The organism is Micromonospora sp. NPDC047740, assembly GCF_043204735.1.
GTDB lineage: Bacteria > Actinomycetota > Actinomycetes > Mycobacteriales > Micromonosporaceae > Micromonospora.
In genome coordinates, this window is the sequence record NZ_JBIDCT010000012.1 from 113,025 (window position 1) to 137,224 (window position 24,200).

Below are 24,200 nucleotides of genomic sequence, written 5' to 3' on the forward strand. Positions count from 1 at the left end.
CGGGAATCATGCCAAGTCGGGACCGGGCGCGTCCGAGCCGCCCTGCCGACGCCGCGGCCCCGAGCCGCCGACCGCGCCGAAGACCCGGCGCATCGCGATCTCCTGCTCCATCACGCCGGCCAGCCGGCGGACGCCCTCCCGGATCCGCTCCGGCGACGGGAAGGAGAAGTTGAGCCGCATGTTGCCGCTGCCGGCGCCGTCGGCGTAGAAGCCGGTGCCCGGCACGTACGCGACCCGGGCCGAGATCGCCCGCGGCATCATCGCCTTCGAGTCGAGCCCGTCGGGCAGGGTCGCCCACACGAACAGGCCGCCGCCCGGGTTGGTCCAGGTAGTGTCGGCCGGCATCAGATCCTCCAGCGCGGCGAGCATGGCGTCCCGGCGCTCGCGGTAGACCTCCCGGTAGACCTTGAGCTGTTCCCGCCAGGGCATGGTGCCGAGGTACGTCGAGACGGCGGCCTGTGCGTAACCGCTGGGGCAGAGGATCTGCGCCTCGCTGGCGATGACCAGTTTGTCGCGGACCGCGTGCGGCGCGAGGATCCAACCCACCCGCAGGCCGGGGGCGAAGGTCTTGGAGAAGGTGCTCAGGTAGAAGACCCCGTCCCGCCGGCGGGCCCGCAGCGGCGCGGGCGCGTCCCCCTCGAAACCGAGTTGGCCGTACGGGTCGTCCTCGACCACCAGCAGGCCGGCCCGCTCGCAGATGTCGAGCACCCGCTCGCGCCGCTCCTCGCTCAGCGTCACGCCGGTCGGGTTCTGGTAGGTCGGGATGGTGTAGAGGAACTTCACCCGCCGGCCGGCGCGGGCCAGGTCGGCGATGGCGCTCTCCAGCGCCTCCGGAATCAGCCCCTGCTCGTCCATCGGCACGTGGGCCACCTGGGCCTGGGCAGCCTGGAACACCCCGAGCGCGCCGACGTACGTCGGTCCCTCGGCGAGCACCACGTCGCCCGGGTCCAGAAAGAGCCGGGCCACCAGGTCGAGCGCCTGCTGGCCGCCGACGGTGACCACCACGTCCTCGGGCGAGGCACCGCACGAGGCGTCGATCCCGGAGAGGGACATCACCTCGCAGATGCGCTCGCGCAGCTCCAGGGTGCCCTGACCGATGCCGTACTGCAGGGTGGTGACGCCGTGCTCGGAGCCGAGCCGGCCGAGCATCTCGCCGACCGCGTCCAGCGGCAGCGCCGCGATGTACGGGGCCCCACCGGCGAGTGAGACCACCTCCGGCCGGCTGGCCACCGCGAAGAGTGCCCGGATCTCGGAGGCCGTCATCCCCCGGACCCGGCGGGCGTACCGGTCGGTGTAGTCGTCGAGCGTCGTGCCGGTCATGACATCACCTCGATCGGGTGTCGGCGGGGCTGCCGCCCGGATGTGGTACCCGCGATACCGGCAACCATGGCGGCCCGGGACACCGGTTGGTCGATCGTAGTCCGTGACCCCCACCACCTGCGCCGCCATGTGAAGAAAGTCCACATCCCGGACCGGCCCTCCCCGTCCCGGGTGGGCCTACGCGCGTCCTCTCCCGTACCGGCGGACAACGGCGTACGATCGCTCGTCGGGGGCAGGGACGCGGCGGAGTGGTCAGCTCCGGCAACTCCAGCTCGGCTGGTGGCCATAGTTCGGCCTCCGCGCCGCCGGGCAGCGGTCCGGACCGAATGACGGCCGGTCTGACGCCGCGCCGCGACCTGGAGCCGTCGCTGGTTCCCGCTCCGAGCCTACTGGTGGGGATGGCGCTCATGTCGCGACGTCTGGTCAGTCTGACCCTCGACACTCTCGAGGACCTGCCCCGCCCGTGCCGGCAGTGCGTCTACTGGGAGCTGGACCCCGTCTCCGCCGATCGGGCGTGCGCCGCCGGCGACCCCGGGCTGGAGAAGGAGGCCTGGATCTCCCAGACGCTGCTGGAATGGGGCTCCTGCGGCAAACTCGCGTACGTCGACGGCATGCCGGCCGGTTTCGTCATGTACGCCCCGCCGGCCTACGTTCCACGCTCGATGGCCTTCCCCACCTCGCCGGTCTCGGCGGACGCCGCGCTGCTGATGACCGCCAACGTGGTGCCCGCCTTCGCCGGCGGCGGCCTGGGCCGGATGCTGGTTCAGGGCGTGGCCCGGGACCTCACCAAACGCGGCATCAAGGCGATCGAGGCGTTCGGCGACGCGAAGTTCGGGGACGACGGGGACGACCCCACCCGGGCCTGCCTCGCGCCGGCCGACTTCTTCCTCTCGGTGGGGTTCAAGACGGTCCGCCCGCACCCCCGTTACCCTCGCCTGCGGCTGGAGTTGCGCACCGCGCTCAGCTGGAAGTCCGACGTCGAGTACGCGCTGGAGAAGCTGCTCGGCTCGATGAGCCCGGAGACGTTGCTCCGGCCGGTGCGTCCCGCCCCGGCCACCCGGTCGATGCGCTGACCCGGCCCAGCCCGCACTGTGGCGGCTCCGCGCCGTCAGTCCACCACCGTGCCGGCGGCGACGATCGCCCGCAGCTCACTCACGTCGATGGAGCCGGTGGGCACGTCCCGCTCGATCGGGAAGTACATCCGCTGCACGGCGGCGACGATGGCCTCGACGACCTTGTCCCGGAACCGCGGGTCGACCAGCCGGCCCCGATCCTCCGGTGAGGTCAGGTAGCCCACCTCGACCCGGACCGCCGGCATCCGCGTCAGCCGCAGCAGATCCCACGCCTTGGCGTGGGTACGGCAGTTCTGCAGCCCGGTCCGGGCCACGATCTCCCGCTGCACCAGCCCGGCCAGCCGCTCCCCGGTCGCCGAGGTGACGCCGTTGTCGGTGCCGTAGTGGTAGGTGGCCACCCCGTTGGCCGCCGGGTTGGCGTGCCCGTCGGTGTGCAGCGAGATGAAGACGTCCGCGCCGAGCGAGTTGGCGAGCTGGGCACGATCGGCGTCCGGCAGGCAGGTCTCCGGCGACGGGCCGCGGGTGAGCTGCACCCGTACGCCGGCTGCGGCGAGCCGCCCCTCCAGCCGGCTGGCCAGGTCGTGCACGATGTCCGCCTCGGTCCAGCGGAGCAGGCCGTCCGGCACCACCACCCCCGGGTCGGTGCCGCCGTGTCCCGGGTCGATCACCACGGTTCGCCCGACCAGCGTCGGCCCGGCCTGGCGGATGGCGTCGGACTCGCGCAGCCACTGCGGCCGCCCGCCCACCACCTTCCGGCCGAGGCGGCGCAGCGCGTTCATGGTGTGCGGGCCGCACGCGCCGTCCGGCTTCAGCCCCATTTCCCGTTGGAACTGGGCGACCGCCCGGGAGGTGCGGATGCCGTAGATGGCGTCGGCCCGGCCGACGTCGTACCCCATCTCCAGGAGGCGTTCCTGGAGCGACCGGACGTCCTCGCCGATCAGCGGCTCGGGCACCGCGTGGTACAGGGTCCGGGCGCCGAACCGCCAGCGGGCCGCGTCCAGCGCCCGCCAGGTCTCCGCCCCGACCCGGCCGTCCACGCTCAGCCCGCGGGACTGCTGGAACGCCCGGACGGCGCGCTCGGTCTCGGCGTCGAAGTCGTCGCCCTTGCCATCGGCCGAAAGCAGGTCGAGGCCGGTGAGGACGGTACGGATCTCGGTCACCGCGGGTCCCCGGTCACCGGGTCGGATGGGACGCACGACGACCCCCTCTGCACGGACACTGGCTGGCCGGAGACTCCGACGGAGGTGGCCCCCATGGCTGGGGACGCTTACGGAGCGTACCGTGGCCGGTCACTATCGGCTTCCCGTTCGGGCAGGTCGGGATACTCGAGCAGGGAAGCAGGAACCCCCGCCGCCGGGTGGCGACGGGGGTTCCGGTGGTCGTCGATCGGCTCAGAGCGCCGACTCGATGAGCTTGACCAGCTCGCCCTTGGGCTTGGCGCCGGCGATGGACTGCACCGGCTCGCCGTTCTTGAAGATGGTAAGGGTCGGCACGGACATCACCCGGTACGTCCGCGCGGTCTCGGGGTTCTCGTCGATGTTGAGCTTGACGATGGTGACCTGGTCACCCATCTCGCCCGCGATCTCCTCGAGCAGCGGCGAGACCTTGCGGCACGGGCCGCACCACTCCGCCCAGAAGTCGACCAGGACCGGCTTGTCGGACTTCAGCACGTCGCTCGCGAAGCTCGCGTCGGTGACCGCCTTGGTTGCTCCCACTATGAACCCCTCCTCCGGGACTTTTCTGAAGATGTTTCTCAGCCTTGCAGGGTGGCGATGAAGCGCTCGGCGTCCAGGGCGGCGGCGCAACCCGTACCGGCCGCCGTGATCGCCTGCCGGTAGGTGTGGTCGACCACGTCACCGGCGGCGAAGACGCCCGGCACGTTCGTCCGCGTGCTCGGCGCCTGCACCTTCACGTACCCCTCGTCGTCGAGTTCGATCTGCCCGCGGAAGAGCTCACTGCGCGGGTCGTGGCCGATCGCCACGAAGACCCCGGTGACGTCGAGCACCTTGGCCTCGCCGGTGTGCACGTTCCGCACCCGGACGCCGCTGACCTTGCCGTCGTCGCCGAGGATCTCCTCGACCACGGTGTTCCACTCGACCTTGATCTTGTCGTTGGCGAGCGCGCGGTCGGCCATGATCTTGCTGGCGCGGAACGAGTCCCGGCGGTGGATGATCGTCACCGACTCGGCGAACCGGGTGAGGAAGCTGGCCTCCTCCATCGCCGAGTCGCCGCCGCCGACCACCACGATGTGCTGGTTGCGGAAGAAGAAGCCATCGCAGGTGGCGCAGGACGACACGCCGTGGCCGAGGTACTCCTGCTCACCCGGCACGCCCAGCGGGCGCCAGGCGGAGCCGGTGGAGAGGATGACGGCCTTCGCCCGGTAGGCCGTCCCGCCCACCCAGACGGTGCTCACCGCGTCCGAGCCGGTCTCGCCGGTGTCCTTGAGCTCGACCCGGGTCACGTCGTCGGTCAGGAACTCGGCACCGAACCGCTCGGCCTGCTTACGCATGTTGTCCATCAGCTCGGGGCCGAGGATGCCGTCCGCGAAACCGGGGAAATTCTCCACCTCGGTGGTCGTCATCAGCGCGCCACCGGACTGCACGCCCTCGATGACGAGCGGCTTGAGGTTGGCGCGCGCGGCATAGACCGCCGCCGTGTAACCGGCCGGCCCGGAGCCGATGATGATCAGGTTGCGGACCTCGTCCACTGCCGTCTCCCGATGTGTGTGTTCGTCACCGGCGCGCACCGATGTCGATCCCGAGTGCCGACGGCTCAGCGGCGTCGGCGCCTGACTTGCAGAACGTCATCGTACGAAGTGGGGATTCCCGAGCCGGTCATCCGGTGGGTCACGTCACGTGGCGGGACACGCCCGGGTGACCGTGGCCTCACCCTACCCGGGTGCGGAAGCGGGTGTCCGCGCCGGACCCGGGCACCCCGCACTCGGCTCCGCTCACCCACGCCCAGCGCTCGCCACTCCCGTCGACGAAGGTGACGACGAGTGCCGGCCGGCCCTGGAACGACGCGTAGTCGACCAGATCGAGGGTGATCAACCCGGCTCGGTGCTCGGCGCTGATCGCCCCGAGGCAGGACTCCAGCGCCTCCGGGCGGGTGAGCCGCTCCAGCCCGGCCGCGTCGGACTGGCGCCGGTCGTCGGGCGCCAACCCCGGCCCGTGAACCGCCGAGGGCGAGGCGAGCGTCATGATGCTCCCGAGCAACTGGTCCGGGCTGTAGTCGGTGCCGCTGTGCTGGGGCGGTGCGGCGGTCCGGAAGGGCGCGCCGGCCGCCGTGGCCAGCTCCGGCTGCGCCCGGCCGGCGGCCGGCCCGGCGTTGTCCGCCATCGACGTCACGCCGCGGTTGGCGCCGACCAGGTGGCTGATCCCGAACCCGACCGCGGTGACCGAGGCGGCCGCCAGGGCGACCGGCCCGGCGATCCGGGCCCAGCGCCGGGAGCGCCGGCCCGGTCCCGTGTTGCGGGCCGGGCGTTCGGCCGGCCGCGTCGCCCCGTCCGCCCGCCGGGGCTGCGTCGGCACGACGGCCGGCGGCGACGTCCGAGCGGCGCGGACCTCGGCCGGACGGGAGGAGTCCGGATCCGAACCGACGATCTCGTGGTCGCCCGGCGCGGGCGCGCCGGCCGGTTCCTCGGCGTCGGACCCGGCGGCGTCGGTCGGGGCCGGCCCGGCGCCGGAGAGCGCCGCCGTGATCCGCTCCGCCACGGCCAGCGGCAGCTCCGGCGCGGGGGCGGCGGCCCAGTCGGCCAGGTCGGCGTGGACCAGGTCGACCGCCCGCGCCAGCGAGGCGTACGCGTCGCCCCAGGCCGGGTCCGACTCGATCAGCCGGGCCACCGTGGCCTGCTCCGGGGTGCCGTCCAGCGCGCCGCCGACGTAGTCGGCGAGCAGGTCGGGGTCGACCCCGCTGAACTCCCGGGAAGTCACGTCTCCTCCTGGCTGGCGTCCCGCCGGGACCACCCCGACGTCGATCCGACGCCCTCGGGCGGTCGGGGGTTCCCCCCGGTGACGCGCGGCACGTCCCTCTTCTCGTCGGAACCGGTACGCAGGTGCCCGAGGAGCACGGCCAGCCGGGCCCGCCCGCGGGCGCAGCGGCTCTTCACCGTCCCCTCGGCGACACCGAGGATCCGGGCCACCTCGGCCACCGGATAGCCCTGCACGTCCACCAGGACCAGCGCGGCCCGCTGCTCGACCGGCAGTTCGGCCAGGGCCTGGCGAACCACCAGGGCGGTGTCGTGGTCGGGGGCCGGGGCGGCCGGCTCCACCCCGCCGGTGTGCCGGCCGGGCTCCCCGTCGGTGTGCACGCCGTCCGGCAGCGGGATGGTGGCGTGCGTCTGGCGTCGCCGCATCCGGTCCAGGCAGGCGTTCACCACGATCCGGTGCAGCCAGGTGGTCACCGCCGAGTCGCCGCGGAACCGGGCCGCCGCGCGGTGCGCCGACAGCAGGGCGTCCTGGAGCGCGTCGGCGGCCTCCTCGCGGTCGCCGAGGGTACGCAGGGCCACCGCCCAGAGCCGGTCCCGGTGCCGGTGGAACAGCTCGGTGAAGGCGTCCCGGTCGCCGGCGACGTGCGCGCGCAGCAGATCGAGGTCGGAAGCCCCGGCCAGCGGTCCGTCCCCGGTCGACGGCTCGGGCGTCCGCCCCCCGCGACCCGCCATCACCACGTCCACGCGAGGCGGCGCGGAAGCCGCGGCCGACGGTTCACGACCCCTGGACCGTGATCTCCTGGACCCCCAGCTTCCAGCCGTCCCCGCTGTCCTTCTCCGGCAGCTCGGTGATCCAGAAGAGCAGGTAGCGGTACTTCTGCTCCGGGTCGAATCCGGTGAACGTCATTGTGGTGCCGTACTTCTCGAACGGCTGGCCGATCTGGGTCGTGTAGCTGGCGACGAGTTGCGTGTCGCCGAGCTTGCTGGACGGGAAGTCTTTGGTCCCCGCGAGCAGTTGGGCCGAGGCGCCGGGGGACGACAGCACGGCCTCCAGCGACTTGACCGTGTGCGGGGCACCCAGGTCGATCCAGACCCCCATGCCCTTCTTCAGCCCGCCGAACTTGCCGTTGTTCCGGTAGCTGGCGGTCGCCCAGCCCTCGTTCTCGTCGCCGTCGATCACCTTTTCGGCGTTTTTCACCTCGGCGCGGTCCCGGCTCTCCGGGTCGATGATCCGGACGTCCTGGATGGTGAGCTTGCGGACCTGGGCGGCCGGCGTGCTCCCGGCCCCGGCGGGCGCGCTGCTGGACGGACGGGCCACCGGCTCGGTCGGCTGCTTCTTGTCGTCGCCGCCGAGCATGCTGATCCCGATGAGCAGCCCGACCAGGGCCACCGCCAGCAGCCCGGCGACGCCCACGGCCACCTTGCGGCCACCGGCGACGGCCAGCGGCGACGGCTCCTCGCCCGGTTCGGCGGTGAAGCGCAGCGGGCCGGTCGGCTCCAGGAAGTGGTCGTCGGTGGGGACGTCCAGCCGGCTCAGCTCGGCGGCCAGCACGTCCGACGACGGCGGGGCGATCTCCGGGTCGAGCAGGTCCATGGTGAGGTCGTCGAGGTACGCCGGCACGCCGGCGCGTACCTGCCGGGGTGCGGCGATGGCGCCGCTGGCGTCGCGGACCGCGTCCGGGATCGCGGCGCGGCCGTGCCCGGCGGTGGCGCCGTGCAGCGGGGCCTCGCCGTGCGGCCAGTGCCCGGTCAGGGCGAAGTAGAGCACCCCGCCGACCGCCCGGAGGTCGTTCTCCTGGCTGTCCGCGCCGTCGGTACGCGCGTCCGCGAGCACCACCCGGCCGTCGTCGCTGATCATGACCGTGCCGGGATGCAGGTTGCCGTGCACCATGCCGGTGGCGTGCACCGCGGCGAGGGCGCTGGCCACGGCGTTGCCGATGGCGGTCGCCCGGGCCGGGTCCAGCGGACCGTCGGCGGCGACCATCTCGCGCAGGGACTGGCCGTCCACCCACTCGCGCACGACGTACGCCCGGTCGGCCTCGTCGATGGCGTCGTAGACGCCGACCAGATTGGGGTGGATCACCCGGCTGGCCGCGACGGCGGCCTGGAGCATCTCGGTGGCGGAGTCGCCACCCGGGTAGCGGAGGACCACCGCGACGGGACGGCGCAGCACGACGTCGACACCGCGCCACACCAGCCGACCCGCACTGTCGTTGTTGATGTGCTCGACCAGCTCATACCGCTCGGCAAGCAGCTCACCGACCGTGGGAGCACCGAAGGTCATGACCGGAGGGGCAGTCTCCTCCGCCTCCTGACCCTCGCCGACCTGGGTCACCCGTCCTCCCTCGGTGATCGTGTCGATCGATGGACCCGTGCTGCTGGGCATGTGGCTTCCTGCTCTGCCATCGAAGGAACCGGCACACCGGCGTCGACGTCCCCGTCGGCACCTGCCGTACCCGTCGAGACCGACCTTACCCGGGATGCCCGGTTCCTCGACATGTCATCTTCCCGCCGTAGCCGGTGGGACGCCAGTGACCGGGGCGGTCGACCGGGTCACGGTCGCGTCCCATTTCGGCCTTGGCACACGCACCAGCCAATCTAGAGGTTGGCGACAACTGGTCGGCGCAGGGGCTTCGACGACTCCGGCTCGGCTGCCGGCCACAACTCGGCCGCCGCGGTGCTCTGGACCGAATGAAGGCCGGTCTGGCGCCGCACCGCGACCTGGCGCCGTCGCCCGGTGGGGCAGGCCCCCGCGACGCCTTGGCGGATTCCCCCGGTCAGGAGGGTCATCCTCATCCTTACGGTTGGTTGTCCACAGGCCGAGTGGCCCACTGGGCCGGGAAACTTCGAGTTATCCACAGCCGTATCCCCAGGCTGGTGATCCTCGTTCACTGTCCGTCGCCGAGGTTGGTCGGGTCAGCGGCCGAGGCGGCGGCGGACCATCCCGACCACCTCGGTGATCTCACCGATCCGCAGCGCCATGGCCAGCCCGAGGTACGTCCCGCCGATCACCACGCCGCCGATCACCAACTGAACCGCGGCGGCGAGCCAGCTCAGGTTCGCCGGGTCGCCGGGGAGCAGCCGGACCACCAGCAGCCCGACCAGGGCCGCGCCCAGCGCGGCGACGACTACCCGGCCCAGCGTCCGCATGATCGCACCCAGCCCGATCCGGCCCACCCGGGGGCGCAGCAGCATCGCCGAGACCACCGCCGCCGCCAGGTAGGAGATGGCGTTGCCGAGCATCATGCCGGCGGCCGCGAAGGTGGCCGAGAAGGCGAGGAAGAGGCCGATCTGGAGGAGCACCCGCAGCGCCACCACCGGGATGTTGATCATGGCGGGGGTCTTGGTGTCCGGCAGCGCGTAGAAGGCGAAGGTGAAGAGCTGGCTGATCGCGAACGGCACCAGGCCGACCGCCGCCACCAGCAGCACGGTCGAGGTGGCCACCGCGTTCTCGCCGGTGAAGGCGCCATACCGGAAGATCACGACCGAGATCGGGCCGGCCAGCACCGCGTAGCAGACCGCGACCGGGGCGAGGACCGCGCTGACCATCCGGGTGCCCCGGGACAGGTCGGCGGTGACGTCGCGGAACCGGCCCTCGGCGGCGGCGGCGCTCATCCGGGGCATCAGCGCGGTGATGATCGAGACGGCGATGATGCCGTGCGCCATCATCAGCAGCAGGAAGACGTTGTTGTAGATCAGCAGGCCGGCGTTCTCCTTGCCGGCGGCCCGGGTGAGCAGGTTGACCACCACGAAGAGGCCGAGCTGGTTGATCGCGACGTAGCAGAACATCCACGCCCCGAGCCGGCCCAGCTCGCGCAGGCCCAGCTCGCGGAAGTCGAACCGCCACTTCCACCGGAAACCGACCTTGCGCAGCGCCGGCAGCAGGCCGGCGGCCTGCACCGCCACGCCGAGCAGGGTGCCGCCGCCGACCAGCAGGATCCGACCAGGGGTCATCTGCCCCGGCTGCAGCGCCTTGGCGCCGTAGACGCCGATGTACAGGCCGAAGACGCCGATCACCACGAGGTTGTTCAGAATCGGCGCCCACATGGGTGCGGCGAAGTGCCCCCGGGTGTTCAGCACGGCGGCGATCAGCGCGCTCACCCCGGTGAAGAACAGCATCGGCAGCATCAGGTAGGACAGGTCGTTGACCAATCCCTTGTATGTGGCGTCCTTGCCGCTGGCGTAGATCGCGGTGAGCACCGGTGCGGAGACCACCGCCAGCAGCGCGGCGCCGGCCAGCGCGAGCACCGCGAGGGTGAGCAGCCGCTGCGCGTACGCCTCGCCCCGGTCCGGATCGATCTTGCGGCGCCGGACCAGCACCGGGATCAGCACGCTGGTGAGCACGCCGCCGAGCAGGAACTCGTACACCTGGTTCGGCAGGAACTGGGCGGTGGTGTAGACGTTGCCGACCGCGTTGCCGAGGGCGGCGCCGATCATCAGGTTGCGGACGAAGCCCGTACCCCGGCTGACCAGGCTGCCGATCGCCATCACCGCGCTGTTCGCCGCGGCGCTGGTCTCCGCGACCACCTCCTGCGGGGGCGCGGTGGCCGCCACGCCCGGCTGGTTCAGTGGCTCCGCGGAGATGAAGGTGGCCCCGTCGTCCGGCGGCTGGCCGCCACCGTGCGCGTTCGCGCTGCGGTACAGCCCGCCGCTCATCTCCAGCCTCCAAGGGGTACTACGTCGGAGCCGGACCACCGGGCCCGCACGCCCATGACCTTAGTCAACCTCGACCGCTTACCCACGCCCGGCGCAGTACCCTCCGGCCCGGACCGATAGGCTGGCGATCCCATGTCCGAAGCCTCCGCCTCCCACGCCGCCGACCGCCGCGAGCTGACCGCCGCGCAGCGTAACGCCGTCGCCGAACTGCTCCGCGTCTCGCCGGTCGCCGACGAACTCGGCCGGCGGTTCGCCAGGGCCGGTCACGAACTGCACCTGGTGGGCGGATCGGTCCGGGACGCGCTGCTCGGTCGCCTCGGCGAGGATCTCGACTTCTGCACCGACGCCCACCCGGATCAGACGCTCGACATCGTCCGGGGCTGGGCGGAGTCGATCTGGGAGACCGGGCGGGAGTTCGGCACCATCGGCTGCCAGCGCGCCGGGCTCCGTCTGGAGATCACCACCTTCCGGGCGGAGGCGTACGACCAGGTCAGCCGCAACCCCATCGTCGAGTACGGCACCAGCCTGGTCGACGACCTCAAGCGCCGGGACTTCACCATCAACGCGATGGCGGTCAGCGTCCCCGACCACCGGTTCACCGACCCGTACGGCGGCCTGGCCGACCTGGCCGCCAAGATCATCCGTACCCCGGGCACGCCCCGGGAGTCGTTCGGCGACGATCCGCTGCGGATGCTGCGCGCGGCCCGGTTCGCCGCCCAGCTCCGCTTCGCGGTCCACCCAGACGTCCGCGAGGCGATGACCCGGATGGCCGCCGACCTGGACCGGATCACCGCCGAGCGGATCCGGGACGAGTTCACCAAGCTGCTCTGCGGCGCGGACCCGATCACCGGGCTGCGGCTGCTGGTCGACACCGGGCTGGCCGACCGGTTCATCCCCGAGCTCTCCAGCCTGAAGCTGGAGATCGACGAGCACGCCCAGCACAAGGACGTCTACGAGCACACCCTCACCGTGGTCAGCAACGCGATGGCGCTGGAGTCGGACGGCTGCGACTTCGTGCTCCGGATGGCCGCGTTGATGCACGACGCCGGTAAGCCGGCCACCAAGGCGGTCGGCCCGGACGGCCGGGTCAGCTTCCACCACCACGAGGTGGTCGGCGCCCGGCTGACCAAGGCCCGGATGAAGGCCCTGCGCTACCCCAAGGACGTCACCGCCCAGGTGGTCAAGCTGGTCGCACTGCACCTGCGGTTCTACGGGTACGGCCGGGGCGAGTGGACCGACTCGGCGGTGCGCCGGTACGTCACCGACGCCGGCGACCTGCTGCCCCGGTTGCACAAGCTGACCCGCTCGGACGTCACCACCCGCAACCGGCGCAAGGCGGCCCAGCTCGCGGCCGACTACGACGCGCTGGAGGAGCGGATCGCCCGGATCGCCGCCGAGGAGGACCTGGCCCGGGTCCGGCCCGACCTGGACGGCAACGCGATCATGGAACTGCTCGGCGTGCCGCCGGGACCGCTGGTCGGCAAGGCGTGGCAACACCTCAAGGAGCTGCGCCTGGAGCACGGCCCGCTGGACCGCGAGGAGGCCGAGGCGGCGCTGCTGCTGTGGGCCCGGGAGCAGGGCGTTCTCGACTGACGATCACGACGGCGCCCGCCGGAGTCCCCTGAGCAGGGGTGGTTCCGGCGGGCGCCGTCGTTGCTCCGGTGCGACGGCCGGGCCCGCCGCGGGCCCGGCCGCCACCGGTCAGTGCTCGACCGCGCTGCTGTCCACCGCGGTCCGGCCGTTGGCCTGCGTACCGCCCAGCTTGGCGAGCAGCCCGGCGAGGTCGATGCCGGTGAGGTCGCTGCCGAGCTGGAGGCCCTGGGCCACGTTGCCGGCGACCGACTTGGTCAGCGAGGAGGCGCCGTCGGTGGAGATCACGGTCATCTTGTCGATCGCGCCGATCGGCGCGCTGGCCGCCTCGACCACCTGCGGCAGCACCTTGACCAGCAGGTCGAGCACGGCGGCCTCGCCGTACGCGGCGAACGCCTCGGCCTTGCGGCCCATTGCCTCCGCCTCCGCCTGCCCCTTCGCCAGGATGGCCGCGGCCTCGGCCTGGCCCTCGCGCTCGATCGCCTCGGCGATCGCGGTACGCCGCCGCTGCTCGGCCTCACCCTCCTTGGCGCCCTCGATCGCGTTCGCCTCGGCCAGCGCGGCCCGGCGGGCCCGCTCGCCCTCACCGGTGAGCCGGGCCTGCTCGGCGGCGGCCTGTGCGGCGGCGATGGTGGCCTGCCGTTCGGCGTCCGCCCGCAGCACCGCCGCGTTGCGGGCCGCCTCGGCCTCCTGCTCGACCTTGTAACGGGCCGCGTCGGCCGGCTTGCGCACCTCGGTGTCGAGCTGGCGCTGCTTCAGCTCGGCGTTCCGCTCGGCGACCTTCTGCTGCTCGGAGAGGATCGCCTGGTCCCGCTCGGCCTGGGCGAGCGGCCCGGCCGCCGCCGACTTCGCCTTGGCGGCATCGATCTCGGCCTGGATGGCGGCCTGCTTGAGCGACAGGTTCCGGTTCGCCTCGGCGATCGCCTCCTCGGCGAGCAGCCGCTCCTGCTCGGCCTGCTGCCGCGCCCGGGCCTCGGCGATGGCGGCGTCCTTGAGCACCCGGGCCGCCTCCGGCCGACCCAGATCCTGCAGGTACGACCCCTCGGCCAGGATGTCCTGGAGCTGGAAGGTGTCCAGCACCAGGCCCTGGTTGGTCATCGAGTGCTCCGCCTCCTCGGCCACCGCGCTGGCGAACGCCGCCCGGTCCCGGATGACCTCCTCGACGGTGAGCCGGCCGACGATCGAGCGCAGCGCACCGGCCAGCACCTCGCGGGTGAAGTTGTCGATCTCGTCCTGCTGGTGCAGGAACCGCTGGGCGGCGGCCCGGATCGCGTCCTCGGTGCCGCCGACCTTGACGATGGCGACGCCATGCAGGTCGGCCCGGATGCCCTGCTTGCTCACCGCGCCCCGGATGCCGACGTCGATCCGGCGGCTGGACAGATCGAGGGACTGGAGCTTCTGCACCACGGGCAGGACGAAGACCGACGCGCCGAGCACGACCTTCTGCCCGGACATGTCGGTGGAGCGTCCGCCGTCGGCGGTCTGGGTGGTCCGGCCCTTGCGGCCGGTGACGATGAACGCCTCGTTCGGTCCGGCCACTTTGATCCGGGAGAGCACGAAGAGGATGAGGAGGACGGCGAGGAGGACCGCGCCGCCGATGGCGACGAGCAGGAGCATGGGACTTCCCGTCTCTGGATGGGGGAATCAGTAGGTCTCGACGTGCACGCTGGTCTCGCTCAGCGCCTCGACCACGAAGATCCGGGCGCCGACCGGTATCGGCTGGTCGGCGCGGGCGTTGAGCTTGACCGGTTGGCCGGCGAGGCGTACCCGGACCTCGCCGTAGCCCCCGGCGGGGACCGGGGTCACCACCAGGCCGATCGCGCCGACCAGATGGTCCCGGGTTGGCGTGGGATCCGTGCGCATGTTGCGGGCCGCTCGGCTGAGCCGGGTCGCCAGCCATCCGGTGGGCACCGCGGCGAACACGCCGCCGGCCACCGCCGCCGCGATCATCCCGGGGGTACGTCCGCCGAGCAGTTCGTTGACGATGGCGGCGCCGAAGCCGAACGCGCCGGTGAACCCGGCGACCGCCTCCAGCGACACCGGACCGTCGACGTCCGGATGGCCGAAGGTGAACAGCTCGGTACCGAGCAGGGCGAGCGCCAGCACGCCGACCCCGACCCCACCGATGATCAGGAAGATGAGCGTCCCCGTGGCCACGACCTGCACGGTATCGATGTCGCGCAAGGTCGACGGCTGTCCGAACGCTCAGCGCGGAGCAACGGTCAGCTCAAGATCGACCAGCTGTTTCGGCAGTGGCTGACGGACCAGCTCCCGACCGGTGGGGTCGGCGAGCACGAAATCCCCCGACCCGTTCGGCCTGCGATAGAGCAGCCGGTCGGCGGAGACCCAGCCCACGTTGGCAGCGGGCAGCGGGTTCACCACCCGCCCGGTCGCCGTCTCGACCAGCAGCGGCTCCTGCTGCCCCTGCACCACGACGAACCTCCCGTCCGGCGACCAGGCCCACGGGCCGGCAGGGTCCCCAGGCATCGGCTCGAACCGGGTCGGCCGGCCGTCGTCGGCGGAGAAGAGCTGCACGCCCCGGCGGGGGTGGCGGGCCGCTTCGGACCGGGACTTGTTCGGGTCGGTCTGTTGCAGCGCCACCTCCCGGCCGTCGCGCGTCCAGATGAAGAAGCAGTAGTCGGTGCAGAGGAAGCGCAACTCACTCTTGTTCACCGGGTATGTGTGCCTGGTGCCGTCCGTGCCGAGCACGATGAAGCCGAAGCGGTCGACCTGCTGGGTGGTAAAGAGCAGCCGACGGCCGTCTGGCGACCACTGCGGGTTGGAGAGCGCCCGGCCCACCTCGTACCAGCGGGTGTTTCCGTCGGTGAGGTCGATCAGGCCGACGTCGCGGGGGCGGGTTTCGTCGGTGACCGCGACGAGCGAGCCGGTGGGCGCCGGGAAGATGCCGTCGTAGCGGTCGGTCGGGTAGTAGCGGCCCCGCCCCCGGTCCAGCAGGAAGCCCGTGCCGGAACCGCCCCTGGCCTGCGCCCTGGTCACCACCCAGTCGCCGGGCAGCAGCAACGGCTTCTTCGTCCAGTCCGGCCCCGACATGGGCAGCATGGTCGGTGAGGGGGTGGCGGTGGCCGTCACGGGCGGCGTGGCAGGGTGCGCGGCCGGCCTCGGCCGGAGCAGCACGAAGGGCAGTGTCACGGCGACGACCGCCAGCAGGGCGGCACCGGCTGCGGTGACCCGCCGGCGGCGACGCAGCCGGCGACCCCGGCCGAGCGCGCCGGCGGCCAGGTCGGGGGCTGGCCGGACCCCGTCGGCGAGGTCGTGCACGGCCGCCCGCAGGGTCGCGTCGAGGGCCCGGCTCATCGCGTCACCTCCGCGCGGCTCGTCAGTTCGTCCAGCCCCGGCACCAACTTGCGCAGCCGGGCCAGCGCCTTGGCGGACTGGCTGGCCACCGTGCCGGCCCTGCAGCCGAGGAGCGCCGCGGTCTGCTCGACGCTGAGGTCCTCCAGGTAGCGCAGGGTCAGCACGGCCCGCTGCCGGGGCGGCAGCGACCGAAGCGCCGCCCGCAGCAGCAGCCGCAGGTCGCTGTCGTCGCCGCTGTCCCCCACCGCGGCCCGCTCCGGCAGCTCCGCGACCGGGACCTCCAGGCGCCGCGAGCGGCGCCGCCAGCCGGAGATCTGGTCGTGGTAGAGGATCCGTTTCACGTACGGCTCGGCGTCGCCCCGGATCCGCGGCCAGCGTGCGTACGCCTTGGCCAGGGCGTTCTGCAGCAGGTCCTCCGCCGCGTGCTGGTTCCCGGCGAGCGCGTACGCGACGCGCAGCAGGGCGGGCCCCCGTTCGTTGACGAACGCGGTGAACTCCCCGTCGGTCACCTCTGCCACCGCCCACCTCCGTATGGAAGACGCGCGTCGCCCGCGGAATATTGCCCCATCGATCGGAGAAGTGGTGAAACCTCAGCGTCAGCGGGGCGCTGCTCGGTGTCGCGCTGCTCGGACGGTGAGGCTGGTGGTGGCGGCCGGGCTCCGGGCGGGACAATCGGGTCATGCATTGGACCGTGCTCGACTCGCCGATCGGGGAGTTCTCCGTCGCCACCGACGACGAGGCTGTCCGCGGGGCGCACTTCGGCCGGGTGGAGTCGGCGACCGACCGTCCTGGCGACGAGGTGGCCGCCCGCGCGCTGGCCGAGCTGCGCGCGTACTTCGCCGGTGAGCTGACCGAGTTCACCGTGCCGGTGGTGGCGCCCCGGGGGTCGGAGTTCGAGCGCGCGGTGTGGCGGGAGATGACCCTCATCCCCTACGGGGAGACGCGGACCTACGGCGAGGTGGCGAAGGCGGTCGGGGACCCGGGCGGGGCCCGGGCGGTCGGGGTGGCCTGCAACCGGAACCCGGTGCCGGTGATCGTGCCCTGCCACCGGATCGTCGGTGCCGGCGGCAAGCTGGTCGGCTTCGGCGGCGGCCTGCCGCGCAAGGTGACGCTGCTGGAGTTGGAAGCGGGCGTGGCCCTGCAACGCGCCTGGTCCTGACGTACCCGGCAGACCGGCCGGGACGCGCGAAGGGCCGGGTCCGCGGCGGACCCGGCCCTCGACGGTGCGACGGTCAGCGCGTCAGCGCTCGACCTCGCCCTTGATGAACGCCTCGACGGCGGCGTGCGCGTCGTGGTCGGCGTACTGCTTCGGCGGGGACTTCATGAAGTACGAGGAGGCGGAGAGGATCGGGCCACCGATCTTCCGGTCCAGCGCGATCTTCGCGGCCCGGACGGCGTCGATGATGACGCCGGCCGAGTTCGGCGAGTCCCACACCTCGAGCTTGAGCTCCGCGTTGAGCGGGGTGTCGCCGAAGGAGCGGCCCTCCAGGCGGATGTACGCCCACTTGCGGTCGTCGAGCCACGGCACGTGGTCCGACGGGCCGATGTGCACGTCGCTCTTGGCCATCTCGTGCGGGATCTGGGAGGTCACCGACTGGGTCTTCGAGATCTTCTTCGAGACCAGGCGGTTGCGCTCCAGCATGTTCATGAAGTCCATGTTGCCGCCGAAGTTGAGCTGGTACGTGCGCAGCAACTCGACCCCGCGGTCCTCGAAGAGCTTCGCCAGGGCGCGGTGCACGATGGTGGCGCCCACCTGGCTCTTGATGTCGTCACCGACGATCGGCAGGCCGGCGTCGGAGAACTTCTTCGCCCACTCCGGGTCGGAGGCGATGAAGACCGGCAGGGCGTTCACGAACGCGCAGCCCGCGTCGATCGCCGCCTGGGCGTAGAACTTGTCGGCCTGCTCGGAGCCCACCGGCAGGTAGGAGACGACCACGTCGACCTGCGCGTCGCGCAGCGCCTGGGCCACGTCGACCGGCTCGGCGTCCGACTCCTCGATGATCTCCCGGTAGTACTGGCCGAGACCGTCGAAGGTCGGGCCGCGCTGCACGGTCACCCCGGTCGGCGGCACGTCGCACAGCTTGATGGTGTTGTTCTCGCTGGCGACGATCGCCTCGGCGAGGTCCATGCCCACCTTCTTGGCGTCCACGTCGAACGCCGCGACGAACTTCACGTCGGAGACGTGGTAGTCGCCGAAGGTGACGTGCATGAGACCCGGGACGCGGTCGGTCGGGTCGGCGTTGCGGTAGTACTCCACGCCCTGCACGAGGGACGAGGCGCAGTTACCTACGCCGACGATGGCGACGCGGACGGAGCCCATAGCGTCTGCCTCCTTCTTCTTTCATCACGGCCGCTCTTTCCTGGACTCGCCAGGCGGGGGCGGGCTGTCGTTTTCTCGTCGGCCGCCGGCCGTCCCGGCTTTCGGGACCGTCGGGGCTCGGCCGGAGCGCTCGTTGGCGATGAGCTCCTCCAGCCAGCGGACCTCGCGCTCACAGGCCTCCAGGCCGTGACGCTGCAGCTCCAGGGTGTACGCGTCGAGCCGCTCGGCTGCCCGGCCGAGCACGTCACGAAGGCCTTCGCGACGCTCCTCGATCTTGCGACGGCGACCTTCCAGGATCCGGAGCCGGGTGGCCTGGTCGGTCCGGGCGAAGAACGCGAAGTGCACGCCGAAGCCCGTGTCGTCATACGTCTCGGGTCCAGCCTGCGCTATGAGCTGGGCGAACCGTTCCTTGCCCTCCGCGGTAATGGTGTAGACCACCCGACCACGTCGGCTGGTCAGCGCGGGAACCTCCTCGGCGGTCGCGGGTGTCTCGGCGGCCTCGGTGATCCAGCCCGCCGCCTGCAACCGGCGCAGGGTCGGGTAGAGCGAGCCGTAGCTGATCGCCGCCCGGATGGCGCCGAGCTTGGCGGCCAACTCCTTGCGCAGCTCATAGCCGTGCATCGGAGCCTCCTGCAGGAGGCCGAGGATGGCGAACTCGAGCATGGGCCACCCCTTCTTACCCCCGGCGCGGAGTCGTAACCGCCGCGATGTATCGGACCGATACATCGCACGTTAGCGGAGACGAATGATCAGGGCAAACCCTCGTTTACGCGGTCCTGTCGTCACGGATCGTGACGGCGGTCGCCTCGCCCGGCGGGGTCGCGTACCCTTTGCCGCATGCGTACGCAGCGCCAGGTCGTCGACTACTCGCTCCGGAAGCGAGCGGTGCTGCGTGACCTCCTCGCCAACCGGATCGGCACGTACGACGTCTGCGACGCCTCGCCGTACCTGAAAAACGCTGCCCGGTTCCACGGCGAGCCCACCGAGGAGCGCTGCCCGATCTGTCGCAGCGAGAACCTCATCCACGTCCACTACATTTACGGCGACGAACTCAAGCAGTCCGCCGGCCAGGCGCGCAGCCGAGCCGAGTTGTCGCTGCTGGCGATGACGCTGCGTGAGTTCCAGGTTTTTGTGGTGGAGGTGTGCCCCGGCTGCGACTGGAACCATCTCGTCGAGCAGTTCCTGCTCGGCCGGGACGGGCTGGCCGGCGGCGCGGAGGACGGGTCGGAGCAGGGAGCGGTGAGCGGCTCGGCCGCGCCGACCGGCTCCACCCCTCGTCGAAGGCGAGAGGCGCAACGGTGAACTTGGCTGGTCCGGTCGTATCCGGCCCGATCCCCGGGCGGGACGACCGACAGCTTTTAGGTCTGATTGGTCCGATTAGGTCGGATTCGACGGCTGCGCCCCGGCAAGCCCGGGGTGTAGCGTCTCGTGTTCCAGCTCACGGCAACCGGGTGGCGGCGCCTTCGCGCCCCACCGCGAGCGGCAGGGTGTGAGGAATGAACTACGGCGATTCCAGTTCTTCGCGTGGGCGGGCCCAGATCCCGGGCCCGGGCGGTGACCCCGACTACGGCGGTGGCCCACACGGGAACGGCTGGTCATCCGGGTCCGAAGGCAATGCCTCGGCCCGTGCCTCGGTGACGCCCCGGGGCGCTGCGTCCGGCGGGCGCGCCTCCGTCGGCGGCGTCGCCCCGGCGCCGCGCGGCGCCTCGGCCTCGATGGGCCAGGCCGGCGCGGGCCGCGCCTCGGTGCCCGTCTCGCCGGCTCCCGGCGGCGCCTCCGGGCGGGCCGGCTCCGGCCGCGCCTCGGTGCCGGTGTCCCCCGCCGGTCCGGCGGGGCGCGCCTCGGTCGGTGCGGCCAGCGTGGGTACGGCCGGCCGGGCGAGCGTCGGCTCGGCATCCGTCGGTGGCCGGGCCACCGTGGCCCGGGCCGGTGTGCCCGGCATGGCGGGCGGCGGTCCGGGTGGGCCGGGCGGCCCGACCGGCCCTGGCCGGGGCGGTCGCGGGGGTCGCGGTGACGACCCGGGCGCGGTGGCCCGGGCGAAGAAGCGCCGGCGGATCAACCTGCTGATCGCCAGCTTCGCCGTCTTCATCATGCTCGCCGGCATCGGCGTCGTCGGCTTCACCTACTACTCGCAGAACGTGATCCTGCCCCAGGACACGCCCCCGCCGTTGTCCACCACGATCCTTTACAGCAACGGGTCGCAGATGGCCCGAGTGGGGGCGGAGAACCGCACCTTCGTCAACATCAAGGACGTCCCGGAATACGTGCAGAACGCGGTGGCCGCGGCGGAGGACCGGAACTTCTACCGGCACTCCGGGGTGGACTACAAGGGCATCGCGCGGGCCGCCTGGAACAACCTCACCGGCGGTGACAAGCAGGGTGCCTCGACCATCACCCAGCAGTACGCCCGCAACGCGTTCGACAACCTCAACCAGGACACGTACGCGCGCAAGGTGAAGGAGGCGATCCTCGCCTCGAAGCTGAACGACCGGTACTCCAAGCCGGAGATCATGCAGCACTACCTGAACGTGATCTACTTCGGCCGGGGCGCGTACGGTATCCAGGCGGCGGCGCAGACCTACTTCGGCAAGGACGTGTCGAAGCTGACCGTGGCGGAGGGCGCGGTGCTCGCCGCGCTGATCAAGCAGCCCGAGCCGACTGCCACCCACCGGGGCTATGACCCGGCAGACAACCTGCAGGCCGCGAAGGACCGGTGGGACTACGTCATCCAGGGCATGATCGCCGAGAAGTGGCTCGACGCGCCCACCAAGCAGCCGCACCCCACCGAGTACCCGCTCAAGGCGATAAAGCCGAAGCCGAAGAACGCCAGCGGGCTGACCAACGTGGGCAAGACCCCGAACGGCAACATCGTCAACTACGTCAAGAGCGAGCTGCGTGACCTCAAGCTCTGCACCGACGACGAGGCCGCCGCCACTCTGGACAAGCCGCTCTGCAGCCAGGCGTTGTCGAAGGGCGGCTTCCGGATCACGACGACCATCGACCCGAAGATGCAGGAGGCCGCCCTCGATGCGGCCCAGCGGGCCAAGAAGGGGTCGGAGCTCGATGGCCAGCCGGACAACCTGATGGCCGCCCTGGTGTCGATCGACCCCCAGAGCGGCGAGGTGCGCGCCTACTACGGCGGTGACGACGGCACCGGCACCGACTACGCCGGCAAGAACGAAGACGGCGGCGTGATCAGCGGTGGCCATTCGCCGGGATCGAGCTTCAAGATCTACACCCTCGCGGCGGCGCTCGATGCGGGCATCTCCCTCAAGTCGCGATGGAAGGGCACGGCGTTCACCCCGAAGGACATGGAGTTCAAGGTCAGCAACGCCGGTGCCGACAAGGTCCAGTGCGGCGACTCCTGCACCCTCGAGGAGTCGACGTTGAAGTCGCTGAACGTGCCGTTCTACTACATCACCGAGCAGATCGGCCCGGACAAGGTCGTCGACATGGCCAAGAAGGCCGGCGTCACGATGATGTGGCAGACCGACACCAACCCGGCGAAGGCGCACGACCTCACCAAGGCGGACCCGAAGGACCTGGCCCCGGATCCGTTCTTCCACGTCGTCGGCTACGGCCAGTACCCGATCACGGTGCTGGACCACGCCAACGGCGTCGCCACCTTCGCCAACCAGGGCGTCTATCACAAGGCGCACTTCATTAAGAAGGTGGAGAAGCAGGACCAGACCGGCAAGTGGCGCATCCTCCCAGGCCCAAGCAAGAAGGGCGTGCAGCGGATTCCTCAGAACATCGTCGCCGACGTGACCTCGGTGCTGGAGCAGTACCCCGGCAAGGTGAACCGCCGGCTCGCCGACGGCCGGAAGGCCGCCGAGAAGACCGGTACCTGGGAATTGAACTCCAAGACGACCGCGAACGGCGACGCATGGATGATCGGGTACACGCCCCAGCTCGCCACCGCCGTCTGGGTAGGCAACGTTAAGGATCGGAAGGCGATCAAGACCAAGGGCGGGGCCAACATCAGCGGTAAGGGCATGCCCGGTGCCATCTTCCAGCGGTTCATGAACGACGCGCTCAAGGGCAAGGAGAAGAAGGACTTCCCGCCCGCCGCGCACGTCGGCAAGGACGACACCGGCAACGGCGAGGCACCGCCCCCGCCCCCGCCCCCGGCGGGCTGTGACAACCCGCTCGGCCTGTTCTGCCCGGACAACGGTGGTGGCAACAACGGTGGTGGCAACAACGGCGGCGGGAACAACGGCGGCGGCAACAACGGCGGTGGCTTCCCGAGCTTCCCGCCCGGACCCGGACCCGGACCCGGCAACGGCGGTGGTGGTGGAGGAGGCGGCGGCATCCTGCCGAGCACACCTCCACGGCAGACCTACTGACCGCAGCACCCACGGCGGCGGCCGGACCACTGGTCCGGCCGCCGTCGGCGTATCCGGGCACCGGAAATCTGTGGTCGCGGCGGGACGCGAAGGCCCGACGTACGGCAGGATGCCTCTCCATGAGCACCCAGTCGACGGCAGGCATCGACGACACCGGGACTGCCGACCATCCGTCCCGCTCGGATGGCTTCGTGCGGGGCACCTCGGAACTGATCGGCGGCCCGCTGGGCGACCATGCCGCCGCCCTGGACCGGCCGGCGGGCGGCGAGCGACGGTTCTGGACCGCCGCCCGGATCGTGCTGGCCCTGGTCTGCCTGACGCTGGCGCTGCACTGGGTGCAGAAGTCGCCCTGCCAGGACGGCGCCTGGCAGAACAACACGCAGTACACCCGGATGTGCTACACGGATGTGCTCGCCCTGTACTACGCCGAAGGGCTCAACGAGGGCAAGGTGCCCTACGCCGACCACCCGGTGGAATACCCGGTGCTGACCGGCTACTTCATGGGCGCGCTCGGGCTGCCGGTGCACGCCCTCGGTGTGGACAACCCGAGCATCAACCAGGGGCGGTGGTTCTACAACCTCAACGCGCTGGTGCTCAGCGTCCTCGCGGTCGCCACCGTGGCGGTCATCCTCCGGCTGCGCCGACGACGGCCGTGGGACGCGGCGATGTTCGCGCTCGCCCCCGCGCTGCTGCTCACCGCCACCGTCAACTGGGACCTGCTCGCCATCGGGCTGGCCGCGTTCGGGCTGCTGGCCTGGGCGCGTACCAGACCCGGATTGGGCGGTGCCCTGCTGGCCGTCCTGGCCGGGGCGCTGATCGGCCTCGGCGGCGCGGCGAAGCTGTGGCCGCTGTTCCTCCTCGGGCCGATCCTGGCGCTCGCGATCCGCGCCGGCCGGGCCCGAGCCGCCCTCCTGTCCGTCATCACCGCTGCGGTGACGGTGGTGTTGGTGAACCTGCCGGTGGCGATTCCCTACCGGGAGAACTGGGGGCGCTTCTTCGAGCTGAACACCACCCGGCCGATCGACTGGGGCACCCTCTGGTACATCGGCCGGTACCTGGACGGCAAGGTGAGCCCGGCCGCGCCCGGTGACCTCGGACCATTCGAGTGGCTGAACGCCCACATCGCCACCCTCAACTGGGTGTCGTACCTGCTGTTCGGTCTGGCGTGCCTCGGCGTGGCCGCGCTGGCGTTGTTCGCCCCGCGCCGGCCCCGGCTCGCCCAGCTCGCCTTCCTGGTGGTCGCCGCCTTCCTGATCTTCAGCAAGGTGTGGTCACAGCAGTTCGTGCTCTGGTTGCTCCCGCTCGCGGTGCTCGCCCGGCCGCGCTGGGGCGCGTTCCTGGCCTGGCAGGTCGCCGAGGTCTGCTACTTCGCCGCCTTCTACGGCGAGCTGCTCGGCGCGGCGACCAGTCGACCGGTCTTCCCCGAGGGGGTCTTCGTGCTGGCCGCCAGCCTGCGCCTGATCACCGTCTCGGTGCTCTGCGGCCTGGTGATCCGCGACATCCTGCGCCCGGAGCGGGACGCGGTCCGGGCCACCTACGCCGACGACCCGGACGGCGGCGTCATCAACGGTGCCGAAGACGCCCCCTGGTTCGTCCGGTGGCGCCACCGCCCCGCCGCCACAGACCGTCCCGCCGAGCCCGTCACCGCCTGA

20 protein-coding genes are annotated in these 24,200 nt (G+C 71.7%); 6 read left to right on the top strand and 14 right to left on the bottom strand.

The features are described 5' to 3' along the window. Positions 1-6: 6 nt before the first annotated feature. Complete coding sequence (locus ACGF4F_RS22755) at positions 7-1,320, bottom strand: PLP-dependent aminotransferase family protein (protein ID WP_357434419.1); 1,314 nt, start codon at positions 1,318-1,320, stop codon at positions 7-9. A 407-nt stretch (positions 1,321-1,727) separates the two neighbouring features. Between ACGF4F_RS22755 and ACGF4F_RS22760 the strand changes: the two genes are divergently transcribed. Beyond that, positions 1,728-2,393, top strand: a complete 666-nt coding sequence (locus ACGF4F_RS22760; RefSeq protein ID WP_073837123.1) for a GNAT family N-acetyltransferase — start codon at positions 1,728-1,730, stop codon at positions 2,391-2,393. Positions 2,394-2,428: 35 nt separating this feature from the next. Here the strand turns inward: ACGF4F_RS22760 and ACGF4F_RS22765 are convergent, their stop codons facing one another. The 7 genes from ACGF4F_RS22765 to murJ all read right to left on the bottom strand — a co-directional run bounded on the left by ACGF4F_RS22765 (position 2,429) and on the right by murJ (position 10,977). After that, positions 2,429-3,589: an N-acetylmuramoyl-L-alanine amidase gene (locus tag ACGF4F_RS22765; RefSeq protein WP_393080021.1), complete on the bottom strand. Its 1,161-nt coding sequence runs from the start codon at positions 3,587-3,589 to the stop codon at positions 2,429-2,431. A gap of 195 nt (positions 3,590-3,784) precedes the next feature. Then, positions 3,785-4,108: a thioredoxin gene (trxA, locus tag ACGF4F_RS22770; protein WP_073836974.1), complete on the bottom strand. Its 324-nt coding sequence runs from the start codon at positions 4,106-4,108 to the stop codon at positions 3,785-3,787. 38 nt (positions 4,109-4,146) lie between these two features. Further along, complete coding sequence (gene trxB, locus ACGF4F_RS22775) at positions 4,147-5,100, bottom strand: thioredoxin-disulfide reductase (protein WP_073836975.1); 954 nt, start codon at positions 5,098-5,100, stop codon at positions 4,147-4,149. Between the two features lie 178 nt (positions 5,101-5,278). Beyond that, on the bottom strand, positions 5,279-6,325 hold the full coding sequence (locus ACGF4F_RS22780) for a hypothetical protein (protein WP_393080025.1): 1,047 nt from the start codon (positions 6,323-6,325) through the stop codon (positions 5,279-5,281). Continuing rightward, positions 6,322-7,053 (bottom strand): RNA polymerase sigma factor SigM, encoded by a 732-nt coding sequence (sigM, locus tag ACGF4F_RS22785; RefSeq protein WP_393080028.1) that lies wholly within the window; start codon positions 7,051-7,053, stop codon positions 6,322-6,324. Before sigM ends, ACGF4F_RS22780 begins: the two co-directional genes overlap by 4 nt. Before the next feature lie 43 nt (positions 7,054-7,096). After that, a complete protein-coding gene (locus ACGF4F_RS22790) occupies positions 7,097-8,707 on the bottom strand; it encodes a protein kinase family protein (protein WP_393080031.1) in 1,611 nt (536 codons plus the stop codon). A 530-nt stretch (positions 8,708-9,237) separates the two neighbouring features. Next, on the bottom strand, positions 9,238-10,977 hold the full coding sequence (murJ, locus tag ACGF4F_RS22795) for a murein biosynthesis integral membrane protein MurJ (protein ID WP_357434413.1): 1,740 nt from the start codon (positions 10,975-10,977) through the stop codon (positions 9,238-9,240). 132 nt (positions 10,978-11,109) lie between these two features. Between murJ and ACGF4F_RS22800 the strand changes: the two genes are divergently transcribed. Continuing rightward, entirely contained in the window at positions 11,110-12,570 is a 1,461-nt protein-coding gene (locus tag ACGF4F_RS22800) for a CCA tRNA nucleotidyltransferase (protein ID WP_393080035.1), read from the top strand. A gap of 108 nt (positions 12,571-12,678) precedes the next feature. On the opposite strand, the gene ACGF4F_RS22805 is transcribed toward ACGF4F_RS22800, so the two are convergent. The 4 genes from ACGF4F_RS22805 to ACGF4F_RS22820 are packed head-to-tail and all read right to left on the bottom strand — an operon-like array spanning position 12,679 to position 16,400. After that, a complete protein-coding gene (locus tag ACGF4F_RS22805) occupies positions 12,679-14,184 on the bottom strand; it encodes an SPFH domain-containing protein (protein WP_357434411.1) in 1,506 nt (501 codons plus the stop codon). A 27-nt stretch (positions 14,185-14,211) separates the two neighbouring features. Continuing rightward, a complete protein-coding gene (locus ACGF4F_RS22810; protein ID WP_393080244.1) occupies positions 14,212-14,733 on the bottom strand; it encodes a hypothetical protein in 522 nt (173 codons plus the stop codon). 39 nt (positions 14,734-14,772) lie between these two features. After that, positions 14,773-15,882: a TolB family protein gene (locus tag ACGF4F_RS22815; RefSeq protein ID WP_393080039.1), complete on the bottom strand. Its 1,110-nt coding sequence runs from the start codon at positions 15,880-15,882 to the stop codon at positions 14,773-14,775. Beyond that, entirely contained in the window at positions 15,879-16,400 is a 522-nt protein-coding gene (locus tag ACGF4F_RS22820; protein ID WP_073836983.1) for a SigE family RNA polymerase sigma factor, read from the bottom strand. The genes ACGF4F_RS22815 and ACGF4F_RS22820 overlap by 4 nt, the downstream gene beginning before the upstream one ends. A 161-nt stretch (positions 16,401-16,561) precedes the next feature. On the opposite strand from ACGF4F_RS22820, the gene ACGF4F_RS22825 reads away from it, so the two are divergent. After that, positions 16,562-17,041 carry a methylated-DNA--[protein]-cysteine S-methyltransferase gene (locus ACGF4F_RS22825; RefSeq protein WP_393080042.1) on the top strand — a complete coding sequence of 160 codons (480 nt, stop codon included), beginning with the start codon at positions 16,562-16,564 and terminating at the stop codon, positions 17,039-17,041. Positions 17,042-17,122: 81 nt separating this feature from the next. Here the strand turns inward: ACGF4F_RS22825 and ACGF4F_RS22830 are convergent, their stop codons facing one another. Beyond that, the gene (locus ACGF4F_RS22830) at positions 17,123-18,202 is read right to left on the bottom strand and encodes an inositol-3-phosphate synthase (RefSeq protein ID WP_357434408.1); all 1,080 of its coding nucleotides are present in this window, start codon (positions 18,200-18,202) and stop codon (positions 17,123-17,125) included. 24 nt (positions 18,203-18,226) lie between these two features. Continuing rightward, complete coding sequence (locus ACGF4F_RS22835) at positions 18,227-18,865, bottom strand: PadR family transcriptional regulator (protein WP_393080045.1); 639 nt, start codon at positions 18,863-18,865, stop codon at positions 18,227-18,229. A gap of 174 nt (positions 18,866-19,039) precedes the next feature. Between ACGF4F_RS22835 and ACGF4F_RS22840 the strand changes: the two genes are divergently transcribed. From ACGF4F_RS22840 to ACGF4F_RS22850, 3 genes are all read left to right on the top strand, one after another. Next, the gene (locus tag ACGF4F_RS22840; RefSeq protein ID WP_393080048.1) at positions 19,040-19,504 is read left to right on the top strand and encodes a DUF5318 domain-containing protein; all 465 of its coding nucleotides are present in this window, start codon (positions 19,040-19,042) and stop codon (positions 19,502-19,504) included. 194 nt (positions 19,505-19,698) lie between these two features. Further along, positions 19,699-22,548, top strand: coding sequence for a transglycosylase domain-containing protein (locus ACGF4F_RS22845; protein ID WP_393080051.1), 2,850 nt, complete (start codon positions 19,699-19,701; stop codon positions 22,546-22,548). Positions 22,549-22,667: 119 nt separating this feature from the next. Continuing rightward, entirely contained in the window at positions 22,668-24,200 is a 1,533-nt protein-coding gene (locus tag ACGF4F_RS22850; RefSeq protein ID WP_393080054.1) for a glycosyltransferase family 87 protein, read from the top strand.